A 22926-nucleotide genomic window follows, 5' to 3' on the forward strand; every position below is an offset into this window, starting at 1 on the left:
CGTTTAACTTTTTAAAGAATATTTTGAAGCGATTTTTTCTATATCAGAATTTAAAAGCTCAAGTAAAGCTTTTTTGCTATGTTCTAAAACCTTAGTTAAACTTTCTTGTTCTTCTTGTTTAAATTTTCCCAAAACATGAGAAATTACATCTTGTTCTTTTCCTACTCCTATGCGTACCCTCTCATAAGCATTGCCACAAAGATTATCTATACTTTTAAGCCCATTATGTCCACCGCTTGATCCACCCATTTTAAATTTCAATGCACCCAAATTTAAATCTATATCATCATGGATTACAATGATTCTATCACATTTATAATATTCACTAACAGCTTTTACACTTTCTCCTGATAAATTCATATAAGTGGAAGGTTTTAAAAAAAGAGTAGAAGAGCCTTTAAAAAGCTCTCCTTTAAATTTGGCATTTGAAAGCTTTACTGTTTGCAAATCTTTCAAAATTAAGTCAATTAGCATAAACCCTACATTGTGACGGGTTTGGGTGTATTGTTCTCCTATATTACCAAGTCCTACGACTAAGGTCATTTTATCTTGCTTTTTCTACGCCAACTACAGCTACTCTATCAGCATCAACCATAGTTACACCCTCAGGCACAACTACATCGCGGATTAAAAGTGCATCACCAACATCGAGTTTAGTTACATCTAATTCAAAATAATTTGGTAAGTTTTCAGCTGCACATTTTACTTTCAACCTTCTTTTTGATTGGATTAAAACACCTTTATTTTTAAGACCCATAGCTATTCCTACGATCTTTACAGGAACCATATATTTAGAAATAACACCTTTTTGTGCTACTTTTAAATCTACGTGTTTTAATTCTGCAGTTACAGGATCTTTTTGATAATCAACTACCACAACATTTAATACTTTATCTGCCACTTTTACATCAAAAGCTAAAGTAGTTTTTTTGCGTACTTCTTTAATAAATTCATTTACTTTAAAAGCAGCATTGATGTTTTCTAATCCTTTTCCGTAGATGTTTGCGATTAGATAACCATCTCTTTTTAAAGCTTTAGCAGCTTTTCTACCGATACTCTCTCTAACGATACCTTCTAACATCTGTTTCCTTTCTAAAAAAATAAACGCTAATTATAGCCAAATAAGTTTATAAAGATTTTAAAATATCTTCATAAGCTATGCAAAATTGCTCCAAACCATCATCAAGCAAATCTTTACAAGCTTTACTTAAAGCATCTTTTGAAATATTTGCATTTAATTTTTTCTCTATACACTCATCTTTTAAAGGCTCTTTAAATATAATTTGCTTACCTTTAAAAGCCTTAATAGCATCTAGTGGTGCAGTATTAATAGCTTTATCATAGAGTAATTCTTTAATATAATAATCTTTTTCTAAATCATCACCCTTAACACCTGTACTTGCAAATAAAGCTCTAATATTTGTTTCATTTTGTTTAATGATATAATTATAAGCCTTTGTTGCAGTAAGAATTCCTATATAATTTTTATCTAAAACTTGATTATTTAATAATCTATCAAAACGGCTTACAAAAATACTAATAATTGCTCGAGGCTCTTTTTTAGCTGTGGTATTATTTTTTCTAAATTCTTTTAAACCTAAATTTAAAGCTTCAAAGCATTTTTTAGTTTGCTCAAAATCAAAAATCAAAGTAGCGTTAACATTAATACCATTTTTCATTAATTCTTGCATTACTTCATAAGAAGCTTCTGTAGCAGGAATTTTCATCATCACATTTTCTTTTGCAATTTGCATGTATAATCTTTTTGCTTCGGCCAAAGATAAGCTAGTATTATCTTTTAATCTTGGATCAATTTCAATACTAATAAAACCATCATTATTTTCATAATAATTAATAGCTAATTTATCCGCAGCCTTAGCTATATCTTCTATCGCAAGATACTCATATAAAGCTTTTTTATCTTTAAGATTTGATTTTTTGATTTTTTCTTTATAAATAGCTGAGTTTAAAATCGCATTTTTAAAAATAGCAGGATTTGAGGTAGCACCATTGATTGTTTTTGAGTAAATTAAATCTAAAAATTCATGATCTAAAAATTCATTTTCTATAAAATCACACCATAGCGAAAATTTTTTCATTGTATTACCTTTATTATTTCTTTTAAATCTTTCTTATCTATACAAATATCTGCATGAGATTTTAAAATTTCTTTGGCACAAAAAGCTATTTTTAATCCACATTCTTTAAACATAGAAATATCATTAGCTCCATCGCCTACACACATAATTTCTTCTGTTTTTAAATTTAAAAATTTCTTAAGTCTTTGTAGTATAATACCTTTTGAGTTATTAAACATAATTTCTCCGCCAACTTTTCCTGTTAAAAAACCATTTTTACTATGTAAAAAGTTAGCAAAACCAAAATCAAAATGAAGTTTATTTTGTATTAAATCAATTCCTTCATGAAATCCACCACTAAAAACGATTATTTTTATATTCTTACTTTTTAAATATTCACATAATTCTTTAGCGCCATTCATCAAAGGTAAATTTTCACAGCATTTCTTTACCTGCTCTATAGGCATACCTTCAAGCAAAGCTACTCTAGCACTTAAGCTTTCAAAAAAATCAAGCTCACCATTCATTGCTTTGTTGGTGATTGCTTTTACAGCATCACCAACATTATATTCTTGCGCTAAAATATCGATAGTTTCCCCATCCATTAGCGTAGAATCAAAGTCAAAGGCACAAAGCTTTATCATTAAAACTCACGCTTTAATAAAGCTTCAGCTTTTAATATAGTCAAGATATTTTCTTCTCTTTTGCCTATACCAAAAATCATACCTTTTTCTTTTAGTAAAGTTTCAGGTGGCGGATCAATCCTGCTTCTGTGAATTTTAATAGCCTCAGTAAGTCTATCAATCACAAAGCCTGCATTACCTGCAGGAGTTTGATTGCCATTTGCTATACCTTTTAAAACAATATATCTTGTTTGAGGAGTCATTTTAGAACTACCTTGATTAAATCTTTTAGCAAGATCAATCAAAGGCATAACATTACCCCTCATATTAAACACACCTAAAACATAATCAGGTACACTTGGAACCCTAGTATATTCTATAGGTTTAATAATTTCTTGGATATTAAGAATTGGAATAGCGTATTCCTCATCTCCTACCACAAAACCAACAAGCTGAATAATATCCTCTTCTTTATCTACATCAGGTTCTGCAATTTGCGCTTGTTGTTTTTGCAAAACCTGGTTTAATTTATCATTCATCTTCTTATCCTAGTTTTAAATTTTTTCTAACTACATTTTCTAAGTACTCTGGAGAGTAAGGCTTAGTAATATACTCAGTCATTCCTACTTCCACACCTCTTAAACGGTCTGATTTACTAGTTCTTGAAGTTACTGCAACAAGTGGGAGGTTTTTATATTTAGAATATTTTCTAATTTCACCTGCTAAGGTATAACCATCCATTCTTGGCATTTCAATATCAATCAACACAGCATCAATATCATGCTCGCCTGATTTAATTGTATTTAATGCTTCAACACCATTAGTTGCTTCTATAATACTTACACCTAGTGGCTCTAATGATTTTTGCATGATATTTCTATCCATTTTAGAATCATCCACTATAAGCACTGTATAATCACTTGGTTTTTCTTTAGTTGTTTTTTTAGATTGTGATTCAATTTGTGCTTTAATATCAACTTTAATTTCTTTAGCTATATCCATCATAGCAGCAACATCGATAATCAAAGTTACTCTACCATCACCACGGATAGTTGCTCCTGCTATACCTTGGATATTTTGCAAATACTCACCCATAGACTTGATAACAATTTCTTCTTGACCTACTAAAGTATCTACTATAATACCAAGCTTACTTTCTGCCACACCTATAACAACTACATAAGTTTGATCAGTATTTTCAAGCACTTGTTTTACGCCAAATACATCTGAAAGTCTTACTAAAGATAAAACCTCATCTCTTAAGCGAAGTACATTTTTACCTTCAATGGTATAAATATCATCAATTGGCACTCTAACTGTTTCAAGAACACTTGCAAGTGGAATAGCATAAAATTCTTCTTGAGTTCCCACAAGTAAAGATTGAATAATCGCCAAAGTAAGTGGAATTTTAAGCTTCATCACAGTGCCTTTTCCAAGCTCACTATCGATTTCAATCACACCATTTAATTTTTCAATATTAGTTTTGACAACATCCATTCCAACACCACGCCCTGAAACATTGGTGATTTTTGCAGCGGTTGAAAAACCTGGTTTGAAAATCAATGCAAATGCTTCTTTATCACTCATTTGATCAGCTTCACGCTCTGTGATTAAGTTTTTCTCTATTGCTTTTGATTTTAACACATCAGCATCTAAACCTTTACCATCATCGGCAATTTCAACAACGATATGATTTCCTTCATTATATGCTTTAAGATTAACCGTTCCTTTTTCTGGTTTACCATTAGCTATACGCGTTGCTGGATCTTCTATACCATGATCACAAGAATTTCTAATCATATGCATAATAGGATCGCCAATTTCTTCTACAATAGACTTATCAAGTTCAGTTTCTTCCCCTGAAATTTCAAGCTCCATTTGTTTACCAAGTTCACGGCCTAAATCACGCACAACTCTTGGGAATTTATTAAATACTTTCGCAATAGGTTGCATTCTTGTTTTCATAACCGCAAGTTGAATATCTGTAGTGACAATGCTAAGTTGAGAAACAACTTGATTTAATTCTTCTAAGAATTTTTCTCCATCATATCTTTCTTCAACATCATCATAAATTTTTAACAAGCGGTTTTTACCTAATACAAGCTCGCCAATTAAGTTCATTAAATGATCAAGTCTTTTAACTTCAACCCTAATTGTTTGATCCATATTTGCACCACTGCTTCCACCACCTGCTGCAGGGACCTTTTTCTCAGCTGCTGCATTTTGTGCCTGTGGAGCTGGCTTACTTGGGGTTGGAGTTGATTCTTGAGTTTTTTTCTTTTCAGCGCGTCTTGCTTGATCTTCAGCTTTTCTTACTTTTAAAAGTCTTTCAATTTCAGCTTCAACTTCATCATCACTAAGTTTATTTACATCAACTTCAGGTTCTTCAGCTTTTGGCTCTTCTTTAACTTCTTCTTTTGGCTCTTCAGCCTTAGCCGGAGTAATTGATTCTAAACTTTCTCCTTCTGAAATTGCGGTTAATCTTGCACAAATTGGAGCTATATCAAGTCCGATTGCTGTATCATTTCCATTATCTCTAATAGAATTTAATAAAGTTTTCATCATATCAATAGATTCTAAAACTACATCCATTACTTCAGGAGTAATTTTAAGCTCATTATGTCTTGCTTTATTTAAAACATCTTCCATATGATGAGTAAGTTTTGTTAAAACATCAAAATTTAAAAAGCTTGATGATCCTTTAACAGTATGCGCAACGCGGAAAATTCTATTTAATAATTCTAAATCTTCAGGATTTGCTTCTAATTCAACCAAATCATGATCAATTTGCTCGACTAATTCAAAGGCTTCAACTAAAAAATCCTCAAGTATTTCTTGAATATCTTCCATTTTTACTCCTCACCTTTTTCATGTTTTGCTATGATACGAGAAATTTCAGCAAAGAAATCACTTGCATTAAATTTAACTAAATATCCATCTCCACCTGCTTCTTTAACACCTTTATCACTCATAAATTCATTTGATAAAGAAGAGTTAAATACGATAGGAATATTTTTAAATCTCTCATCATCTCTAACTTTTGCTGCAAAATGGAATCCATCCATTTGTGGCATTTCAACATCACTTACAATAATTTTTAAATGTTTATTTAAATCGCTGCCATAAGTACTATAAAGCTCTTCTAGTTTATGTAAACCTTCAACACCATCTTTAGCTTCAATTACTTTAAGACCAATTTTATTTAATAAATCTTTAACAAGCTTTCTTGCAGTTGAACTATCATCAAGTGCTAAAGCCATACCTTCGATTTTTTGAATTTTATCATCGTCAATATCAGTTTGCGGGGTATAAATTCCAAGTTCTTGCACTATACTTTCTAAATCTAGGATAAGTAAAACCTCATCTCCTTCGATCTTAGTTACACCAGTAATTTTACCCTTATCTAAACTACCCGCACTTGTTGCAAAAGTAGCTGGCTCAATATTTTTCCAATTAATTCTACGAATTCTTTTCGCCTCATGGACAATAAAACCGATTAAAACATTACTAAATTCAGTAATGATAACTCTAGGTTTTATATTTGTCATTTCTGGTTCTTGAATTTGCATCCATTTAGCTAGGTTGATTACAGGAATCACCACGCCACGAAGATCAAAAATACCTTCTACATATTCAGGTACTCCTGGAATTTCAGTCAAAAAAGGAATTTTAATGATTTCTCTAACCTTAGAAACATTTACACCATAAATTCCCTCATAGACTTTATCGTGGCCTTGCTTAAAGATGCGAAAATCAACAAGTTCCATTTCATTTGAACCTGTTTTAACGACATTCTCATCAAACATTATGCCTCCTTAAGTTCTATTTTGTGAAATCTGATTTCTGGCTCATATTTTACTATAAAAAAACTTTCCTTGTATGCAAAAGTAGCTAAATTTAGATATTTTATATCTTCATTTTTTAAAAATACATCTTGATGATAATGACCTTCTATTACAAAGCCTATATTATAGTGCTTTAAACGCTCTTTTACTAAAGCAGAAAAATGGGGAATTTTTCTAATAAGTTGTTTTTTGTTTTGATTTTTTAGAATTTTTTGAGTAATTCTTTCTTTACTAATAACATTTAAAAAATTTAAAAAAAGTAGCAAATAATGATTTCTCAAACTCTTTAAGCAAAACTGCAAAAAAGGTTTTAAAAAAATATCCCCATGGGCTAATTTTACTAAGGTTTTATCTTGAAATTCGCAAAGCAAGGGTTGTTGTTTTATACTAAAAACTTTCACTTTTTTAAAAAATTTAGCTAAATTAAAATCATGATTGCCTTCTAAATAAATGATTTCAATTTCATACGCAAGTTCTTCAAGTAAGTCTATATAAGCTTTTGCAAAATCATGCGTGGCCTTTACTTCATAAATTAAAAGATCAAATATATCACCCATTAAAAAAAGCTGTGGAGTTTGAATTTTTTTATTTTTTAAGGCTTGCAAAAACTCCCAAAAACCACGCCTATTTTTATTTTCATGCGCATCGGCAATAAAAATAGCATTTTCTTTTATAATTATTTTTTGCAAAAATTAAAATTCCAAAGCTTTGTATTCTATAGAAATGATTTCAAATTCACTCTCGCCTTTTGGCAAACGCACTTTAAAATCATCCCCTTCTTTTTTACCAAGCATTGCTTTAGCAATAGGCGAACTAATGGAAATATAGCCTTTTTCTAAATTTCCTTCATTTACCCCTACCAAAGTATAAGTGCTTTGTTTTTCACTTTCTAAATCCTCTACAACAACAGTTGAGCCAAATTTCACACTATCATGCTCATAAGAAGATGGATCGATGATTTGCGCTCTTGAGATCAAATCCCCAAGTTCAGCAATCTTTCCTTCTATAAAAGCTTGTTTTTCTCTAGCTGCGTGATATTCTGCATTTTCTTTTAAATCTCCATGGCTTCTTGCTATGTCTATTTCTTCTACTACTTTTGGACGTTCAACTTTTTTTAAATGCTCTAATTCTTTTTCTAATTTCTCATAGCCGTATTTACTCATAGGTTCTTTTTGCATGATTTATCCTTATTTGATTTCATAAAGTATTTTAGCCAAATTTTTTGCACTTGCAAATTGCAAATATTCTTTTAAAAAATCTACTTTATCAAAAAATGCCTTATAATCGTATTTAAGATAAGCTTGATATAAATTTTCCACATTCACTTGCTCTTGTAAAAATTCAGGATTAAGCTCGCTTTTTCCTGCAAAATCTAAAAAGATATTTGCAAGCCCTATATGTTTGAGTTTTACAAAACATCTTGCGATAAATACATCAATAGCTTTAGCTTTATAAGCAAGCACAAAAGGCGTGCCAACCAAAGCTGCTTCAAGTGTAGCTGTGCCACTACAAATAAAAGCAAAATCAGCATTTTTTAGCACCTTTGGGGTATTAGTTTGAATTTCAAAATTACTCATTTCTCCGTAAATTTCTAATCTTTTTAAATTAAACTCGGGTACGCAAAGGATTTTTTTACCTTTAAATTTAGTGCTTAACTCTCTAAAAATAGGCATCAAACGCTTTATTTCACTTTTTCTTGAGCCCGGTAAGAAAGCGATTACTTTTTCATCATCTTTTTTTGAAAATATAGAATTTATATCTTCTTGATTTTTAAACTCTTTTATCTCATCTAAAAGCGGATGTCCCACATAAGTGCTTTTACTAAAAAACTCACTATCAAAAGGTAAAATAGAAGCTAGCACATCAAAATGACTTTCTATGATAGGAATGCGTCCTTTTTTCCATGCCCAAACTTGAGGTAAAATATAATAAATTCTTTTTACTTTGGAATTTGCTTTTTTTAAAGCCTTTGCAAAAGGTAAGTTAAAGGCAGGAGAATCTATACATAAAATCGCATCAATTTTTTGAGCAAAACTTAAACTCACTAGCTCTTTTATGGCTCTTTTGGCTTTTAAAATGAGTGGCAAAACCTCTATAAAACCCATAGCACTAAACTCATGTGAGCTATAAAGTGGCTTCGAATTTAAACTAAATTCTTCACATAAATTCTCATCATAAATTCCCACTAAATCAAATTCTTTATACTCATTTTCATAAGCTTTTAAAACTTCTTTTAAATGTAAATTTGCTGAAGGCTCTAAGGCGCAAACTAAAAAGGTTTTCATTTGAAAATCTCAAAAAATTCATTTATTTTGTTTTCTGAAATTTTTACTATACCATTTTGTATATCACTAACTTCCACACTTTTAAATCTTAAATTAGTCATTTTGCAAAAAATTCTTTTATTTGAAACCCCCATTTTAGGATATATATATAAAAAAAATTCTTTTTTGATTACAATGCTTTCTTTGTGATATTCTAAATAACAAGATAAAAGATAATTTACAAACAATCTTGATGATTTTATTTGTTCCAATGCTTCATTTTCATTCTTTTTACTAAGACTTGATTTTATTTCAGAATAATATACAATTAATTCGTTATTCAATATTCTAAACACAATAAAATCGCACGATTTATTTGTAGAAAAGCTATTTAAAAGATTTAAGGTATGTTTGTTTTCATCTTGCCTAAGTATTAAAAAATCATCTTGATTTTTTAATGTAAATTCTATTTTTTTAATTTTACTATCTTCATGTTTTTCAAAGACTATAAAACAATTGCCATTTGGTTTTATTTTCAGATCATCTTTAATAGCATCTCTAAAAATTTTTAAGTGCTTATTTGTCATATCTAGTCTCACATATCTTTTCATAAATCGTACTTTGATTTTCATTTTGAGTATCTATAGGTTCATCAAAGGTATTCATAAAAATTCCTTCTTCTTTAGTGATTTTTACCCCTTCAATGGTATTTTTACCTTTAATGTTTTTAGCAATATAAGCTTTAATATCTTTAAAATCAATTTTATTTTCTTCTATATAACCTTTTGATTTGAGTGTTTGTATTTGTTCATTTGTTAATCCATTTAGCATTATGCAATTATTTAATTCTCTAACTATATAATCACTATGAGTAGTAATAAAAATTTTAACACCTGCATTTGCCAAAAGCGTAAAAAGTCTTGCTAGTAAAATTTGATTTTTAGGATGGAGATTAAGTTCTGGCTCATCTATCATCAAAATATCACCTTTTTGAGCTTCATGTAAAATATAATGATTTAGTATAAGCAAAGATCGAACAGAACTCGAAGCTCTTTGAATTAAAAATTTACCTTTGGTAATTCTTTTTTTTGCACCCGGTGCAAATTCTACACCTTCTCCGCTAACTAAGTATTTTCCACCAACAATTTCAAATAATAAATCTAAAATATTTTGATATAAATTTTTACTTTTAGAATTTTTATTTATACCTTCTTGTATAAAGCTCGTTTTCTTTACTACCTCATCTAATTCTCTAACAAAATAAATATTATCTTTAACCGGTTTTGGATATCTAGAATATTTTTCTACTAAAATATCTATTACAGCTTCTTTAATATCACTACTTCTAACTTGAGATATCCTATCTACAATTTCATTTTTATTTACATCCAATTCCTTTTGAAACATTGAAGCTCCAGTTCTTTCTGCACTCAAAATAAAAGCTCTTGGGTATTTTGGAGTTAGAAATAAAAAAAAAGATGTTAAAAGCTGCATAGTTTTAATCATAATAATTCTATCTTTTACTTCAAAATTCTCATCATCATTCTTATAATCTAATTTTATATATTCGCTATTGATTTCTGACAAATTAATTAAATTTTTATTTTCTGAAAATTCTTTAAATCTATTTACAATATCATCATTACTTAACTTACCTAAAAAATAATCTAATTCTTGGTTTAAAAAAACACTATCATCAAAATCTCCGTCTTTTCCTGCTAAGATTTCTGATAATTTTTCCTTATAATCATCGTATGTTTTTTCAATTACTTCTTTGTAAATAGCTAGAATTTCCCATGTTGATATTGTGATAGTATATTTTTCAGGAATTAAAATATTTAAATGTTTTTGAACTATTGAAAAAAACACACTAGTTAAATTATTACTTAAAAAATCCAAATAACCGTATAAACTATAAGTAGCATAATTTTTCCCAGTATTATTTTCACCACAGATTAAAGTAATATTTCCTACTTCAAATTCTGCCTCATCAAGCATTCCAATATTTTTTAATTTTACTTTCATATTTTTCCTTCAATATATCTACTGTGTAAGATTTATATTTTGGCTATTAAAATTATCTACAAAAATTTAAAGACATTCTAACAAATTTTAACTTAGAGTTTAAACCCACAAAAGCGGGTTAAATTTAATAAATCGGAGTTGCTTCAACAATAGCAGGAGCAAAGAAAAATAACTCTTTTAACTCTATCGGCACAGAAGGATTTACAGTGCAATCATCTAAGCCAAAACGATTTTCTATAGGCACGCGCGCTTCATAAAAGGTACTCATGCATTTTACCCCGCCATGAGTTAAAGATCTAATTTGCACAGCTGAACTTGTAGTAGGCATGATAGAAAAAACCGTTTGCATTTGCTCATCTTGCAAATCTTGCTTGCAAGATTTCACTCCAAAAGATTTTTCACTTAAGACAGCTAAACACACATCAGCACCTCTAGGGTTTATAAACTGCACATAGCCAAAAGGGCGTTGCATGGCATATCTATCTTTTTGTTTTAACGCATCACTAAGAATTATCTCTTTTAAAAACCAATTTTGCTCTTCTAATTTTTCAGAGCTATATCTAAAAGGACTAAGTGAAATTCCCGTTTCTAAAGATCTTATCGCGAACATAGGTGTAAAATCTTCTAAATCATCAAATAAAACTTCAGCTTTTAAAAAACTTAAAATAAAGCAAAATAAAATACAAATTTTTCTCATCATCTTCTCCTAAGGTCTTCTAAAATTTACAGGAAAATGATCCGAAGCTAAAAAAGTCCTAAGTCCTGCTACAGCTAAAATTGCAAGAATTCTAGGCGGACTATATAAAGATGTAGTGCTTGAATTTCCCGTAATTGCATAATCAATTGTATTGCCACCTGTTTGTGTAAAAGAAGGAGGTGCGACTATATTAATGCGAGATCTTAAATCCGGATCAATTAAATTTACAATAGTCCCAGGAGGTCTGTTAAAATCCCCTAAAATCATCCAATTAACCTGTGGCATATTCCTAAAGTGCATATCCACAGCACTTATAATAGCCCCTGCATCATTACCGCCTCTTGATAAAGCGTGTATGCTAAAAAACGCATCATTTCCTATACGAATTCCTATAATAGGCCTTGAAGCAACGGTTGGAGGTGGTAAAACTATCACCTCATCAGCTCGCGTTCTACTCACAATAGCCATATTTACGCGATTTGCCCCAACATCAACTCTTGAGTAGTATATATAAACTGAATTTGGACGACTTGATGAACCCAAATTCCACTCATACTCATGAATAGGAATGCCAACTCCCACGGGTTGAACTTGTCTTGGCGTCATTATAGCAGTACTTGGTAAAACTCCTGCTTCTTGAACAGCCAAAATATCCATAGGATTGGCACCGGTTACAAGCTGTCTTATGCTAATATTCCACTTACTTTCAGTAGAAGCTGATGCACCTTGTAAATTCCAAGTACCGCTATTATAATTTTCCAAAGCAGCAAATAATAAATTAAAACTAAAAATCAAAAATACTATCTTTTTCATCATCACTCTCCCGTATAAGCATAAGGCGATCTTGTTTGAAAAGCAGGCGCACTAATGCTCCATTGTCTATCTAAATTTTTTTCTTTTGATTTCAAACAAGGTGTCAAATAAATACTATAATAGTCAAAATAAAATTCCTCCATTACATTTCCAACTGTCGTTTGTATACATTGTTGTGTTGCAAAATTTTGAATTTGATAAGCACCATTGCTCATAGGATATAATCTCCAAAATTGTGCAAAATTTGTCTGATCGCAAGGATAATGTACTATACCATTACCATAAGCATTTAAGCAAGTTAAAGTTTTTGCATTTTTAATCATCACAGTATTATTTGGAAATTCAATGAGTTGCCACACTCTTGCATCACCAAAAGATTTACTATCAAATAAATTATACCCCCATATCCAATTACCTGGATTTAAAGCCCAAATCGTTAGTGCAGCTCCATTTGGGTTCATAATAGTTACAAAATCGCTTACAAATCCTATATTTTCATACAAAGCATTTGAAGTAAATCCATTGCTTGATGTAAGTCTTGGTAATGGTCCTTTTACAGCATTATCTCCTTTAAAAGTATTGACTTTCATAAGAGGTGGCTCAAGTGGTATAGCTGGGATTTTCTTACCTTCCACTAAAGTTGGTGTTTTTTGTTTAGCCGGTGGAGTTGGATTTTTACCTATTTTCAAAGGATCTCCATCGCTAAATTCTCCAAAAGAACGCCCTAAAGGATTGATTTCTTTAGAAGAACATCCAATAAAAAAAGTTATAAATACGCTCAATATCATCATAAATCTAAGTTTTTGCATATTCTCTCCTTAAAAAATATAAATTTAAATATATTATCATAATTTTAAATAAATTTTGATAGAAAATATCATTTAATAAAATCTTCTTAGATTAATCAAATATTTTAAAAATGAATTGTTATAATTTTATTAATTTTAATCTAAAAAGGAAAAATTATGGATATTGTACAAAGATTTATAAATTACACTAAGATTAATACCACTACAAGTAGAGAAAATGGCGCCAAAGGCATTATGCCATCAAGCCCTAATCAAATGGAGCTTGCAAAATTACTTGAAAAAGAATTACAAGAACTAGGTTTAAAGGACATCAAAAGAAGAGAAAACACCATCACCACAGCTCTTTTACCAGCAAACACTCCAAATGCTCCTAAAATAGCCTTTTTTGCGCATTTAGATACAAGTATGGAACAAACTAATGACACCAAAGCACAAATCACTAAGTATCAAGGTGGAGATATATGCTTAAATAAAAACTTAGATCTTTATTTGAAAGAAAGTGAATTTAAAGAGCTTAAAAACTACATAGGAGATGATATTATCCACACTGATGGCACAAGCTTGCTTGGAGCTGATGATAAAGCAGCTATTGCAGCTATTATGGATATGCTTGAATTTTTTGTTAAAAATCCTGATATTAAGCATGGTGATATTTATGCTTGCTTTTTACCTGATGAAGAACAAGGTTTAAGAGGGGCAAAAGCTTTTGATATAAAAGAAATTAATGCTGACTTTGGATATTGTTTAGATTGTTGTGAGATAGGAGAATTTATTTATGAAAATTGGAATGCAGGAGATTGTGAAGTAGAATTTATAGGAAAATCTGCTCATCCTATGAGTGCTAAAGGAAAATTAGTTAATTCTTTACTTTTAGCACATAAATTTATCTCTATGCTTCCAAATGGCGAAGCACCTGAATACACAGAAAATAAAGAAGGATATTTTTGGGTTAAAGAACTCAAGGGAAATAGCGCTAAAACTATTTTAAAAATAGATATTAGAGAATTTGATGATGAAAAATACAAACAAAGAATGCAATTTTTACAAGATTTAAACGATAGTTTTAAAAAGCTATATGGAGAAGAAAGAATTAACATTAAGCTTAACGATCGTTATAAAAATGTCTTTAATAGTCTAAAAACAACCAAATCTTTGCCTATTAAACTTGCTTTACAAGCTTATGAAAATTTAAATATCAAAACTAAAATCATTCCTATGCGTGGAGGATACGATGGAGCGGTGCTTTCAGAAAAAGGCCTACCTTGTCCAAATATCTTTACTGGAGCACATAATTTTCACTCTATTTATGAGTATTTGCCTGTTAAATCTTTAAAAGCAGCGAGCAAAGTTATACAAGAAATCATCATCCTAGCCGCAAAATAAATTTAAGCCTTTTAAGGCTTAAATTTATAATAACACAAAAGCAATTACAACCACCGAAACAACACACCCCAAAGCAGTTCTTTTAACAATTTCTAAAGGACTAACCCCAGCTATAGCTGAAACGATGATACAAGCTCCTAAAATAGGCGAAAGGTATCTTCCAAGCACTGCTGACATTGCCACTGCAGTACCAAGTTTAACTTGATCAAAACCAAGATCTTGAGCATGAATAGTTACAGCCTTGTTAAATGCCATAGCAGCAGCATCACCACTACCTGTAATCATAGCCATTAAAAATGGTATAAAAGTTCCACCAAAACGCACATAATGCTGTTCATTTTTAAGCCATTCTATGATAATATCAATTACACCGCATGCTTTTAAACCCGCAACAAAAACACTAGCAGCTATGATAATCCCTATAATCTCTGCATAAGATTTTCCCATGCCATTGAAAAACTCTTTAAAAATATTATCAGGCTTGCTCATAGTTACTACTAAAGCTATAATCGCTCCTAAAAACATAGCTTCAGCAACTCCAACTTCTTTTGTCCATGTTAAAAACTCATAATCATTTAAAGGACTTGCGCCTATAATTAGCACAATTAAAGGCACTAAAGGCATAAGCGCATAAAATGCATTTACTTTTTCAATATTATCTTCAGTCTTGTTTTGATTAGCCACTTCAAAAACTTGCCCTTTTTGATAATCTTTAAAAATCACTGCCATAATCATCAAAGAAATCATCACTATCACTCCTGCTGTTAATGCATTTGGAGTTTGAGTTAAAACAATTTCTTGTATATTTTTCCCTGAAATTTCAGAAATCAAAGCCGTATGAGAAACACCTGGACTTAAAATTCCTCCTATAGTTCCACAAAGCACTGTTGCTGCTGCCATGGCAGGTTTTATACCCGAAGCCATTAAAAGTGGTATTAAAGTCGCACCAACTGCAGCTGAACATCCTGCCGCTGAAGGTATAGCTATAGCAATAAAAAAAGTTACCATAAAAGCAAGTGGGATTAAGAAAAATCCTACATTTTTCAAAGGTGTTGTAAGTATTTTAACCAAATGTTTATCACATTTAGTCACTTTCATCACAAAAGCAAAGCCCATGCTTGCACAAATTGCCTTAATCAAAGCAGGTTGCACCATAGCATGTGTAAAAGCACTCAAAGCTTCAATGGGCTTAAGTGAAATCAAACATAAAATAAAACCAACACTAATTAAAGCTGTTTTTGTTTCTACTTTTTTAATAAGCAAATAAACCACAGCCACAATACCAAAAATCGCAGCTAAAAGATAAAAAGTTTGCATTTTTCTCCTTTAGATTTTAGTTATTTGATTGATTTTTAAATATTCTACATTAAAAGGATGACTTAGCTTTAACACATCATGATAACCTATGATTTTTAAGCTATCATCTTGCACTTTTAATGCAGAACCCTCCGGTATAGCATAAACAATGTCTTTTGGATTAGTTAATAAAAACTCTTCCAAACGCTCTTCTCTACTTTCTCCGTTGTGTCCAGGAATTTTCCCGCCAATAAAATGTGGGTTGATTTGACAAGGAAAAACCCCTAAACTATCAAAACTTTTTGGCATAACAATAGGCATATCATTAGTTGTTTTTATGCTAAGGCCTGCTATGTTAGAACCTGCACTCCAACCTATATAACAAGCCCCTTTTTCAATACACTCTTTTAACACTTCAAGCAAATCATTTTCATATAATTTATGCAAAAGCATAAAACTATTGCCACCACCTACTAAAAAAACCCTTGCATTTAAAATCGCTTCTTTTAAATTTTCAAAATGGTGTAATGATTTGATATTATCTTTTTTCAAGCCTTCTTTTACTCTAGCTTCATAAGCATCATAAGTCCTTCTAACACCCGCATAAGGTATAAAAAGAATTTCTTCATCTTTCATGGAATTTTCTTTTAAAAAATCATCTATAAATTCTCTAGTATGACTTAAATAAGCGCTATCTTTATAGCCAGAAGCACTAAAAAGTAAAAGTTTTGACATCATTCTTTCCTTTAAAAAATTAATCAAAACTATAATTTTAATATTTAAAAAATGAAAAAACAATTTAGTAATAAAAAAATATTGTATTACTTGTGTTAGAATTTAAAAAAAGGAAAAAACATGAAAGAAATTTTAATAACAAACGATGATGGCTATGAAAGTGAGGGTTTAAAAAAGCTTATAAAAATGCTAAGAAAGCATTTTAAAGCTAAAATTACCATAGTAGCTCCTGCTAGTGAAAAATCAGCATGCTCACACTCTATAACACTAACTAAGCCTTTAAGATTTCATAAGGTTGGAAAAAGATTTTACAAGCTTGATGATGGCACGCCTGCAGATTGTATTTATCTAGCTTTACATGCTTTATATAAAAAGCGTTTGCCTGATCTTGTCATAAGTGGAATTAACAAAGGTGCTAATGTAGGCGAGGATATAACCTACTCAGGAACTTGCGCAGGTGCTATGGAAGCAGTACTTCATGGAATTCCCGCCATTGCTTTATCGCAATTTTACAAAGATAATCAAAAAGAGCTTGATTATAAACTTGCTTTAAAACTTACTAAAAAAATAGTCAAAAATATCTTTGAAAAAGGCTTTCCTTTAGATAAAAAAGAATTTTTAAATATCAACTTTCCTTCTAGCAAAACAGCCTTTCAAGGCTTAAAAATTTGCAAAGCAGGTAAAAGAATTTATAGCTATAAAGCACACTCAAATACAAATCCAAGAGGTGTAGAATACTACTGGCTAGCTGCTGCTAATCTTGATCATGAAAATGAAAAAGATTCAGACATAGCACTTTTAAAACAAGGCTATGCCACAATAACCCCTATAATGCTTGATCTAACAGCTTATAAACAAATGAAAAATCTCAAAAAATGGATGAAAAATGGATAGATACACGCGTATAAAATGGCTTATTAATGAAGAAAATTTTATCAAAATTCAAAACACTAAAGTTTTAGTTTGTGGGCTTGGTGGAGTTGGTGGAATTTGTGTTGATGCGCTTTTTAGAAGTGGCTTTAGTAATCTAACTTTAATTGATGCGGATAAATTTGAAACTACTAATCAAAACCGCCAGCTTCATAGTGAAAATATAGGCGAAGAAAAAGCTAAGGTTTTTGAGCGTATTTACAATGCTAAAGGTATAGTCAGTAAAATCGATGATGAGTTTTTGAAAAGTTTTAATTTGAGTGAATTTGATTTAATCATTGATGCGATTGATGATATACCTGCTAAGGTTGCTTTGGCTAATTTACTTGATTTGAAAAAGCAAATTTTTATCTCATCAACCGGTGGAGCTAGAAAGCTTGATCCAACGCGTATTAAAACGACAAGCATATTTAAAACACATGGCGATGCTTTAGCTAAAAAATTCCGCTATGAACTTAGAAAATCGGGCTTTAAAGGGGATTTTGATGTGGTATTTTCAGATGAAGAAGCCCATTGTAAAGATCTTGGCTCATTTATGGGTGTAACAGCTTCTTTTGGACTTGCTCTAGCTTCTTTGGCTTTAAGGAAAGTGCTTGATAAGAAAGCTTGATATAAAAGACTTAGCTCCTTGTATCAAGCTTTTTAAGCAAAGCGTATCCACTCTTTGTAAGAATGATTACACAAAAGAACAAATTCGTGCTTGGATTAATATAAACCAAAAAGCTTGGGAAGAAAAATTCCAAAATCAACTAGGTTTTATTTATGAAGAAAAAGGCCAAATTATATCTTTTATAAGTATAAATTTAGAAGAAAAAACACTCGATCTTTGCTTTACTCATGCAAACTATGCTCATCAAGGTTATGGTAAAGCTTTATTAGAATTTGCTCTTAAAAACTACCCTTATAGTGAAATTTATACTTTTGCTAGTCTTAGCGCTAAAAATTTCTTTTTAAAAGCAGGATTTAAAATCATCAAAGAAAACATTGCTATAAGAGATCAACAAGAATTAAAAAATTTTTTCATGAAAAAGAAAATAAAACGATTTTAAAAAAACAAATAAAATGCATTTTATCTGCTTCTACTTTAAAATTTTTAATGTCTTAATTACACTCAATAAAGGTATTATAAAAGATAATAATAAATTTTTCACTACAAAGGTAAAAATTATAAATATCATCAAGCTAGGTAAAAACACAAACTGGAATTTAAAACAATATAGACAAATTGTAGGTTTTATAAAAAGTAACAAAATTTACACTTTTGTCTTAAATATATAAATGTAAATGATTTAAAAAAGCTTTACCTAAGAGAAGAAGTAGTAAAACTATATCTAGATCAATTATAAACAAGGATTTTATATGTTAGCTTTAAGCACTCATCTTTTTTTGGCTATTTCTTTGATATTACTTTCATTTGATAAAGTCAAAATTTCGTATATTTTTTTACTCTTTTCAGTCTTGTTGGGATATGTATTTAAAATTATAGATATAACTTTTATAGTGATTAATGTATTAGTTTTTATAACGGCTATATTGTATCAGTATAAAAAAATTTTCATATTAGAAATAGCATTATTTATCTATGCTTTAGCTTTATTTCTTCATTTTATCCCTGGTGTAAATAACATCAAAGTTTTAGATCAAGTTTATGCAAGCACAAATAGCGCACCTTTTAATCTTTACTTTAGTATTGACAAGCCACTAGGGGTTTTTATACTTTTTATACTTTTTCCTATTTTATTTAAAAACACAAACTACACCAAAGCTTCAGTGCTAAAATGGAGCTTATTGCTTTTATCTCCTATTCTTTTGCTGTGCGTGCCTTGGTATTTGGGTGTTATCAAACTAGAAATAAGCATACCATCATGGATTTTATATTTTTTATTTTCAAATCTTTTGTTAGTTGCTTTAGTAGAAGAAGCTTTTTTTAGAGGTTATCTCCAACAAAGACTTACACAATTTATTCACCCCAATCTTGCTTTATTAATCGCAAGCATAGCTTTTGGATTAGTGCATTATAAAAGCGGTGTTTTGATGATTGTATTTGCTAGTGTTGCAGGTGTGATTTATGGCTTAGCTTATAAATACTCAAAAAGCTTATGGATGAGCGTATTGTTTCACTATGGATTAAATTTAATCCATTTGATATTTTTTACCTATCCATTTTACTTAAAACATTAGCGATTATAGTTTTCTAACTAGAAAAAATAAAGGATGATAAGTCAAGGTATTTTGAAATTCTTTTTCATAGTTTTTTAAAAATGCCTTGCTTATAAAAAATTTATCACTCAAAGCATTTACCCCGCTTAATTTCAAATGTCTAAAAAGCTCTAAAGTATGATCAAATTTTAACTCTTTTAACTCTTCTTTTGCTTTTATGATCTTAAAATTTTTAGAAAGTTTTTGTGTAATTTGCTCTAAAGTTAAATATTCAAGTGATAAATTAGTGCTTTGTTTTATTTGAGTGAAATTTTTTTCTCCAAAAGTAGAAAAAAGCAAAATACCATTTTTATTTAACATATTTGCAAAATTTTCTAAAAGCTCATCTATTTTTAGCCACTGCATGCAAGCATTTGAAGCTATAAGATCAAATTTTTTCGTATAAAAATGATGATTTTTAAGCTCATTCATATCAAAAACACCAAATTCATCAAACTTACAAGGATTTTCAAAAGGATAAATATCATTTAAAAAATAATGCTTAAATTTAATACACTCTTGCAAAGCCTTACTAAAAACCCCTACTCCACAGCCAAACTCAAATACCGCTTTAAAATCGCTCAAATCATTCTCACTAAGCATTTTACAAAGCTCTTTAACCATGTCTTTTTGCACTGGTGTATTTGCGCTATAAGTATCTTTTGCTCTTATGAAAGTTTGCAAAGCTCTTCCCAAGTGTGGTATTTAAAAAATATAAAATGTGGCTCATCAACAAACATTGCCTTTTCTTTGAAAAAATTAAAAGCATGCTTTGGTGGAAAGATTTTATCCTCTTTACTGATTATGGCTTTATCCCAAGTGAAATTTTCATTTAAGTTTTTAGTGCAAAACTCATATAAGCTTAAAAGTTCTTCTTTTAAATACTCATCTTTTTCAAAGTAAAATTCATCACTTAAATTCATTCTTTTTTCAAGCAAATTTGTTTTAAAATCTTCCAAAGCAAATCTTTTCATCGTTAGCTTAAAAATAGCTTCTTTAATCCCAAATTCATCATCTATAGGCAAATTTGTGCCATTTATGGCTATTTTTTTATCAAATTTTATATCTTTTAAAATTTTACTCGCTACACAAACTCCCATAGAAAAGCCAACAAGAGTGATTTTTTCAAAATTATGAAGATCAAATTCCCAATCAAAACTCGTATAATCATACACCATTAAAACATTTACACCACTTTTTAAATGCGTAAAATGGCTAAAATGTGAGCAAAACCCTGAAAAAAATAAAATCAACTCAGATGAATTTGCATTTTCATGTAAAAAATGAGTTTTCAAAGTACCTCCAAAACCTTTTCTAAGTCTTTTTTCACTAAACCAGCATGCAAAGAAAAGCGAATTCTAGCTGTATTTTTAGCTACGGTTGGCTCTTTAATAGCAGGTGCAAAAATACCATTTTCTAAAAGCTTTTGAGAAATTTCACTAGCTAGTGCATTTTGTCCTAAAATAAAAGATATCACATAAGCCTCACCTAAAACTGCACCTTTACTTGCTAAAGCATTTTTAAACCAAGTGCTTAGCTCTAAAAGCTCTTTTCTTTGAGTGTTAAATTCATGCAAATGCTTAAAAACATGCAAAGTCCAAGCTACATTGATAGGCGCAATAGCAGTTGAGTATATAAAGGCCCTTGCTTTGTTGATAAAAAAATCTTTTTCATTGCTTATCATGCAAGCTCCCATAGAAGCTATAGCCTTACCAAAGGTAAAAACTAAAAAATCCACTTCCTTTTCTAAGCCCAAAAATCTCACATAACCCAAACCATCATCTCTAAAACAACCTATGCTATGAGCTTCATCGATGTAAATTTTGATATTTTTAAATTCTTTTTTCAAATTTATGAATTCTTTTATAGGTGCAAAATCTCCATCCATACTAAATAACGCTTCACTTACGATGATGATATTTTCAAATTCTTTATAATGCTTTTGCACTAAGCTTTGCAAATGCTTTATATCATTGTGTTTAAATCTTATAAATTTAGCTCCGCCAAGCCTTAAACCATCGATGATACTTGCATGCACTTGCTTATCTGCTAAAAACAAAGTATTTTTAATGCTTGCTAAAGCTTGTAAACAGCTAACATTTAAGGCATAGCCATTGTTAAAATGCAAGATTTTTTTGCCTAATTTAGCTTCTAAAAAGCTTTCAAATTCATCAAAAATCGCATAATTTCCACTCAAGCTTCTTGAACTTGAACTAGAAAATTCAAATTCTTTTAAATGTGTTAAAAAATCTTTCTTTAATGCTTTTTCATTGCTTAAATTTAAATAATCATTGCTCGCTAAATTTAGTAATTTTTGCCCATTATAAACGACATATTTTCCCTCATGTTTTAATGAGCGTAGAATTCTAAAATTATCTTGTTGTTTTAGCTCATCTAAAATTTGTGCAATTTGCATTATTGTTTAAACCTTGCATAGTTTTCACAACCTTTATCATATTTCAAATCACAAGCCTTGCCAAAATACTCTAAAGCTTTAGAAATATCTTGTCTAACACCATATCCATTTATATACACAACTCCAAGATTAGAACAACCTGAACCTTCATTTAAACCACAAGATTTTCTATAAAATTCTAAAGCTTTATAATAATCTTTTCTGACACCATTTCCGTTTATATACATAGTTCCAAGATTAGAACAACTCACACCATTATTTAAATCGCAAGCTTTTTGGTAAAGTTCCACTGCTTTAAAATTATCTTTTTTTATTCCTTTGCCAAATTCATACATGACACCAAGATTAGAACAAGCTGAACCAATATTTAAATCACATGCTTTTTCATAAAGCTCTATAGCTTTGAAATCATCTTTTTTTACACCAAATCCATTTTCATACATAAAGCTAAGATTATAACACCCAGCACCAATGTTCAAATTGCAAGCTTTTTGATATAATTCAACCACCTTAAAACTATTTGTTTTTACACCTTCGCCTACACTATACATAATGCCGAGATTATAACAACCCGTTCCATTATTTAAATCACAAGCTTTTCTAAGATATTTTTCAGCTTTTACATAATCACCATTTTCATAGGCTTTAATTCCTTTTTCAACCAAATCCTCTTGCGAATATGCAAAATTTAAAAATAAAATCGCTAAGATAATCAAAACTTTTTTCATACTTTACCTCTAAATTTAAGATAAAAGCTAATTATATAAATATTTTCTAAATAATCCTTTTTCATTTTAAGGCATAAATTTGAGT

26 protein-coding genes and 1 pseudogene are annotated in these 22926 nt (G+C 30.1%); 6 read left to right on the forward strand and 21 right to left on the reverse strand.

Annotated elements, in window-relative coordinates; genetic code table 11:
* Positions 1-3: 3 nt before the first annotated feature.
* From pth to L8U37_RS03850, 15 genes are all read right to left on the reverse strand, one after another.
* Positions 4-543: an aminoacyl-tRNA hydrolase gene (gene pth, locus L8U37_RS03780; RefSeq protein ID WP_263728626.1), complete on the reverse strand. Its 540-nt coding sequence runs from the start codon at positions 541-543 to the stop codon at positions 4-6.
* A gap of 1 nt (position 544) precedes the next feature.
* The gene (locus tag L8U37_RS03785; protein ID WP_263728627.1) at positions 545-1081 is read right to left on the reverse strand and encodes a 50S ribosomal protein L25/general stress protein Ctc; all 537 of its coding nucleotides are present in this window, start codon (positions 1079-1081) and stop codon (positions 545-547) included.
* Positions 1082-1127: 46 nt separating this feature from the next.
* The gene (locus tag L8U37_RS03790; protein WP_263728628.1) at positions 1128-2099 is read right to left on the reverse strand and encodes a transaldolase; all 972 of its coding nucleotides are present in this window, start codon (positions 2097-2099) and stop codon (positions 1128-1130) included.
* A complete protein-coding gene (serB, locus tag L8U37_RS03795; protein WP_133319538.1) occupies positions 2096-2722 on the reverse strand; it encodes a phosphoserine phosphatase SerB in 627 nt (208 codons plus the stop codon). The genes L8U37_RS03790 and serB overlap by 4 nt, the downstream gene beginning before the upstream one ends.
* Entirely contained in the window at positions 2722-3240 is a 519-nt protein-coding gene (locus tag L8U37_RS03800) for a chemotaxis protein CheW (protein WP_133319537.1), read from the reverse strand. The genes serB and L8U37_RS03800 overlap by 1 nt, the downstream gene beginning before the upstream one ends.
* Positions 3241-3244: 4 nt before the next feature.
* Entirely contained in the window at positions 3245-5551 is a 2307-nt protein-coding gene (locus tag L8U37_RS03805) for a chemotaxis protein CheW (protein ID WP_220566582.1), read from the reverse strand.
* Between the two features lie 2 nt (positions 5552-5553).
* Positions 5554-6507 carry a chemotaxis protein gene (locus L8U37_RS03810; protein ID WP_133319535.1) on the reverse strand — a complete coding sequence of 318 codons (954 nt, stop codon included), beginning with the start codon at positions 6505-6507 and terminating at the stop codon, positions 5554-5556.
* On the reverse strand, positions 6507-7235 hold the full coding sequence (locus tag L8U37_RS03815) for a UDP-2,3-diacylglucosamine diphosphatase (RefSeq protein WP_220566581.1): 729 nt from the start codon (positions 7233-7235) through the stop codon (positions 6507-6509). The genes L8U37_RS03810 and L8U37_RS03815 overlap by 1 nt, the downstream gene beginning before the upstream one ends.
* Before the next feature lie 3 nt (positions 7236-7238).
* Positions 7239-7724, reverse strand: coding sequence for a transcription elongation factor GreA (gene greA, locus L8U37_RS03820; protein WP_039619215.1), 486 nt, complete (start codon positions 7722-7724; stop codon positions 7239-7241).
* Between the two features lie 9 nt (positions 7725-7733).
* Positions 7734-8831 carry a lipid-A-disaccharide synthase gene (gene lpxB, locus L8U37_RS03825; RefSeq protein WP_263665475.1) on the reverse strand — a complete coding sequence of 366 codons (1098 nt, stop codon included), beginning with the start codon at positions 8829-8831 and terminating at the stop codon, positions 7734-7736.
* The gene (locus tag L8U37_RS03830; protein ID WP_263728629.1) at positions 8828-9421 is read right to left on the reverse strand and encodes a hypothetical protein; all 594 of its coding nucleotides are present in this window, start codon (positions 9419-9421) and stop codon (positions 8828-8830) included. The genes lpxB and L8U37_RS03830 overlap by 4 nt, the downstream gene beginning before the upstream one ends.
* Positions 9387-10835 (reverse strand): AAA family ATPase, encoded by a 1449-nt coding sequence (locus tag L8U37_RS03835; RefSeq protein ID WP_263728630.1) that lies wholly within the window; start codon positions 10833-10835, stop codon positions 9387-9389. The genes L8U37_RS03830 and L8U37_RS03835 overlap by 35 nt, the downstream gene beginning before the upstream one ends.
* Before the next feature lie 124 nt (positions 10836-10959).
* Positions 10960-11532, reverse strand: coding sequence for a cytolethal distending toxin subunit A (locus tag L8U37_RS03840; RefSeq protein ID WP_263728632.1), 573 nt, complete (start codon positions 11530-11532; stop codon positions 10960-10962).
* Between the two features lie 9 nt (positions 11533-11541).
* A complete protein-coding gene (locus L8U37_RS03845) occupies positions 11542-12345 on the reverse strand; it encodes a cytolethal distending toxin subunit B family protein (RefSeq protein WP_133319572.1) in 804 nt (267 codons plus the stop codon).
* A 2-nt stretch (positions 12346-12347) separates the two neighbouring features.
* Positions 12348-13154, reverse strand: a complete 807-nt coding sequence (locus tag L8U37_RS03850; RefSeq protein ID WP_263728633.1) for a cytolethal distending toxin subunit A/C — start codon at positions 13152-13154, stop codon at positions 12348-12350.
* Between the two features lie 156 nt (positions 13155-13310).
* Here L8U37_RS03850 and pepT point away from each other — a divergent pair, with 156 nt between their 5' ends.
* Positions 13311-14537, forward strand: coding sequence for a peptidase T (gene pepT / locus L8U37_RS03855; RefSeq protein WP_133319528.1), 1227 nt, complete (start codon positions 13311-13313; stop codon positions 14535-14537).
* A 24-nt stretch (positions 14538-14561) separates the two neighbouring features.
* Here pepT and dcuC read toward each other — a convergent pair whose 3' ends face one another.
* Together dcuC and pepE are read right to left on the reverse strand one after the other, a co-directional pair.
* Positions 14562-15854 (reverse strand): C4-dicarboxylate transporter DcuC, encoded by a 1293-nt coding sequence (gene dcuC, locus L8U37_RS03860; protein WP_263728634.1) that lies wholly within the window; start codon positions 15852-15854, stop codon positions 14562-14564.
* Positions 15855-15863: 9 nt separating this feature from the next.
* Entirely contained in the window at positions 15864-16568 is a 705-nt protein-coding gene (gene pepE / locus L8U37_RS03865) for a dipeptidase PepE (protein ID WP_263670077.1), read from the reverse strand.
* A 120-nt stretch (positions 16569-16688) separates the two neighbouring features.
* Here pepE and surE point away from each other — a divergent pair, with 120 nt between their 5' ends.
* From surE to L8U37_RS03890, 5 genes and pseudogenes are all read left to right on the forward strand, one after another.
* The gene (surE, locus tag L8U37_RS03870; protein WP_133319525.1) at positions 16689-17462 is read left to right on the forward strand and encodes a 5'/3'-nucleotidase SurE; all 774 of its coding nucleotides are present in this window, start codon (positions 16689-16691) and stop codon (positions 17460-17462) included.
* A complete protein-coding gene (locus L8U37_RS03875; RefSeq protein ID WP_220566570.1) occupies positions 17455-18108 on the forward strand; it encodes a ThiF family adenylyltransferase in 654 nt (217 codons plus the stop codon). The genes surE and L8U37_RS03875 overlap by 8 nt, the downstream gene beginning before the upstream one ends.
* Complete coding sequence (locus L8U37_RS03880) at positions 18092-18547, forward strand: GNAT family N-acetyltransferase (protein ID WP_263728635.1); 456 nt, start codon at positions 18092-18094, stop codon at positions 18545-18547. Before L8U37_RS03875 ends, L8U37_RS03880 begins: the two co-directional genes overlap by 17 nt.
* A pseudogene (locus L8U37_RS03885) lies at positions 18537-18844 on the forward strand (hypothetical protein); the annotation flags it as partial. The gene L8U37_RS03880 and the pseudogene L8U37_RS03885, both read left to right, overlap by 11 nt.
* Positions 18845-18857: 13 nt before the next feature.
* Positions 18858-19679: a CPBP family intramembrane glutamic endopeptidase gene (locus L8U37_RS03890; RefSeq protein WP_263728636.1), complete on the forward strand. Its 822-nt coding sequence runs from the start codon at positions 18858-18860 to the stop codon at positions 19677-19679.
* Between the two features lie 3 nt (positions 19680-19682).
* On the opposite strand, the gene L8U37_RS03895 is transcribed toward L8U37_RS03890, so the two are convergent.
* From L8U37_RS03895 to L8U37_RS03910, 4 genes are read right to left on the reverse strand one after another with little or no spacing between them, the layout of a single operon-like run.
* A complete protein-coding gene (locus L8U37_RS03895) occupies positions 19683-20381 on the reverse strand; it encodes a methyltransferase domain-containing protein (RefSeq protein ID WP_263728637.1) in 699 nt (232 codons plus the stop codon).
* The gene (locus L8U37_RS03900; protein WP_263728640.1) at positions 20366-20992 is read right to left on the reverse strand and encodes a pimeloyl-ACP methyl esterase BioG family protein; all 627 of its coding nucleotides are present in this window, start codon (positions 20990-20992) and stop codon (positions 20366-20368) included. The genes L8U37_RS03895 and L8U37_RS03900 overlap by 16 nt, the downstream gene beginning before the upstream one ends.
* Positions 20989-22113: an aminotransferase class I/II-fold pyridoxal phosphate-dependent enzyme gene (locus L8U37_RS03905; RefSeq protein WP_263728641.1), complete on the reverse strand. Its 1125-nt coding sequence runs from the start codon at positions 22111-22113 to the stop codon at positions 20989-20991. The genes L8U37_RS03900 and L8U37_RS03905 overlap by 4 nt, the downstream gene beginning before the upstream one ends.
* Positions 22113-22841: a tetratricopeptide repeat protein gene (locus tag L8U37_RS03910; RefSeq protein WP_263728643.1), complete on the reverse strand. Its 729-nt coding sequence runs from the start codon at positions 22839-22841 to the stop codon at positions 22113-22115. Before L8U37_RS03910 ends, L8U37_RS03905 begins: the two co-directional genes overlap by 1 nt.
* Between the last annotated feature and the right edge of the window lie 85 nt (positions 22842-22926).

Source organism: Campylobacter sp. RKI_CA19_01122, assembly GCF_025771325.1.
GTDB classification, from domain to species: domain Bacteria; phylum Campylobacterota; class Campylobacteria; order Campylobacterales; family Campylobacteraceae; genus Campylobacter_D; species Campylobacter_D lari_D.

Coding starts and splice junctions, on each gene's coding strand:
- greA (WP_039619215.1), bottom strand. CDS start 7,724: ATGCAAAAAGAACCTATGAGTAAATACGGCTATGAGAAATTAGAAAAA.
- serB (WP_133319538.1), bottom strand. CDS start 2,722: ATGATAAAGCTTTGTGCCTTTGACTTTGATTCTACGCTAATGGATGGG.
- L8U37_RS03850 (WP_263728633.1), bottom strand. CDS start 13,154: ATGCAAAAACTTAGATTTATGATGATATTGAGCGTATTTATAACTTTT.
- L8U37_RS03785 (WP_263728627.1), bottom strand. CDS start 1,081: ATGTTAGAAGGTATCGTTAGAGAGAGTATCGGTAGAAAAGCTGCTAAA.
- surE (WP_133319525.1), top strand. CDS start 16,689: ATGAAAGAAATTTTAATAACAAACGATGATGGCTATGAAAGTGAGGGT.
- dcuC (WP_263728634.1), bottom strand. CDS start 15,854: ATGCAAACTTTTTATCTTTTAGCTGCGATTTTTGGTATTGTGGCTGTG.
- L8U37_RS03835 (WP_263728630.1), bottom strand. CDS start 10,835: ATGAAAGTAAAATTAAAAAATATTGGAATGCTTGATGAGGCAGAATTT.
- lpxB (WP_263665475.1), bottom strand. CDS start 8,831: ATGAAAACCTTTTTAGTTTGCGCCTTAGAGCCTTCAGCAAATTTACAT.
- pepT (WP_133319528.1), top strand. CDS start 13,311: ATGGATATTGTACAAAGATTTATAAATTACACTAAGATTAATACCACT.
- L8U37_RS03790 (WP_263728628.1), bottom strand. CDS start 2,099: ATGAAAAAATTTTCGCTATGGTGTGATTTTATAGAAAATGAATTTTTA.
- L8U37_RS03890 (WP_263728636.1), top strand. CDS start 18,858: ATGTTAGCTTTAAGCACTCATCTTTTTTTGGCTATTTCTTTGATATTA.
- L8U37_RS03875 (WP_220566570.1), top strand. CDS start 17,455: ATGGATAGATACACGCGTATAAAATGGCTTATTAATGAAGAAAATTTT.
- L8U37_RS03910 (WP_263728643.1), bottom strand. CDS start 22,841: ATGAAAAAAGTTTTGATTATCTTAGCGATTTTATTTTTAAATTTTGCA.
- L8U37_RS03830 (WP_263728629.1), bottom strand. CDS start 9,421: ATGAAAAGATATGTGAGACTAGATATGACAAATAAGCACTTAAAAATT.
- L8U37_RS03845 (WP_133319572.1), bottom strand. CDS start 12,345: ATGAAAAAGATAGTATTTTTGATTTTTAGTTTTAATTTATTATTTGCT.
- L8U37_RS03840 (WP_263728632.1), bottom strand. CDS start 11,532: ATGAGAAAAATTTGTATTTTATTTTGCTTTATTTTAAGTTTTTTAAAA.
- pepE (WP_263670077.1), bottom strand. CDS start 16,568: ATGTCAAAACTTTTACTTTTTAGTGCTTCTGGCTATAAAGATAGCGCT.
- pth (WP_263728626.1), bottom strand. CDS start 543: ATGACCTTAGTCGTAGGACTTGGTAATATAGGAGAACAATACACCCAA.
- L8U37_RS03800 (WP_133319537.1), bottom strand. CDS start 3,240: ATGAATGATAAATTAAACCAGGTTTTGCAAAAACAACAAGCGCAAATT.
- L8U37_RS03905 (WP_263728641.1), bottom strand. CDS start 22,113: ATGCAAATTGCACAAATTTTAGATGAGCTAAAACAACAAGATAATTTT.
- L8U37_RS03805 (WP_220566582.1), bottom strand. CDS start 5,551: ATGGAAGATATTCAAGAAATACTTGAGGATTTTTTAGTTGAAGCCTTT.
- L8U37_RS03810 (WP_133319535.1), bottom strand. CDS start 6,507: ATGTTTGATGAGAATGTCGTTAAAACAGGTTCAAATGAAATGGAACTT.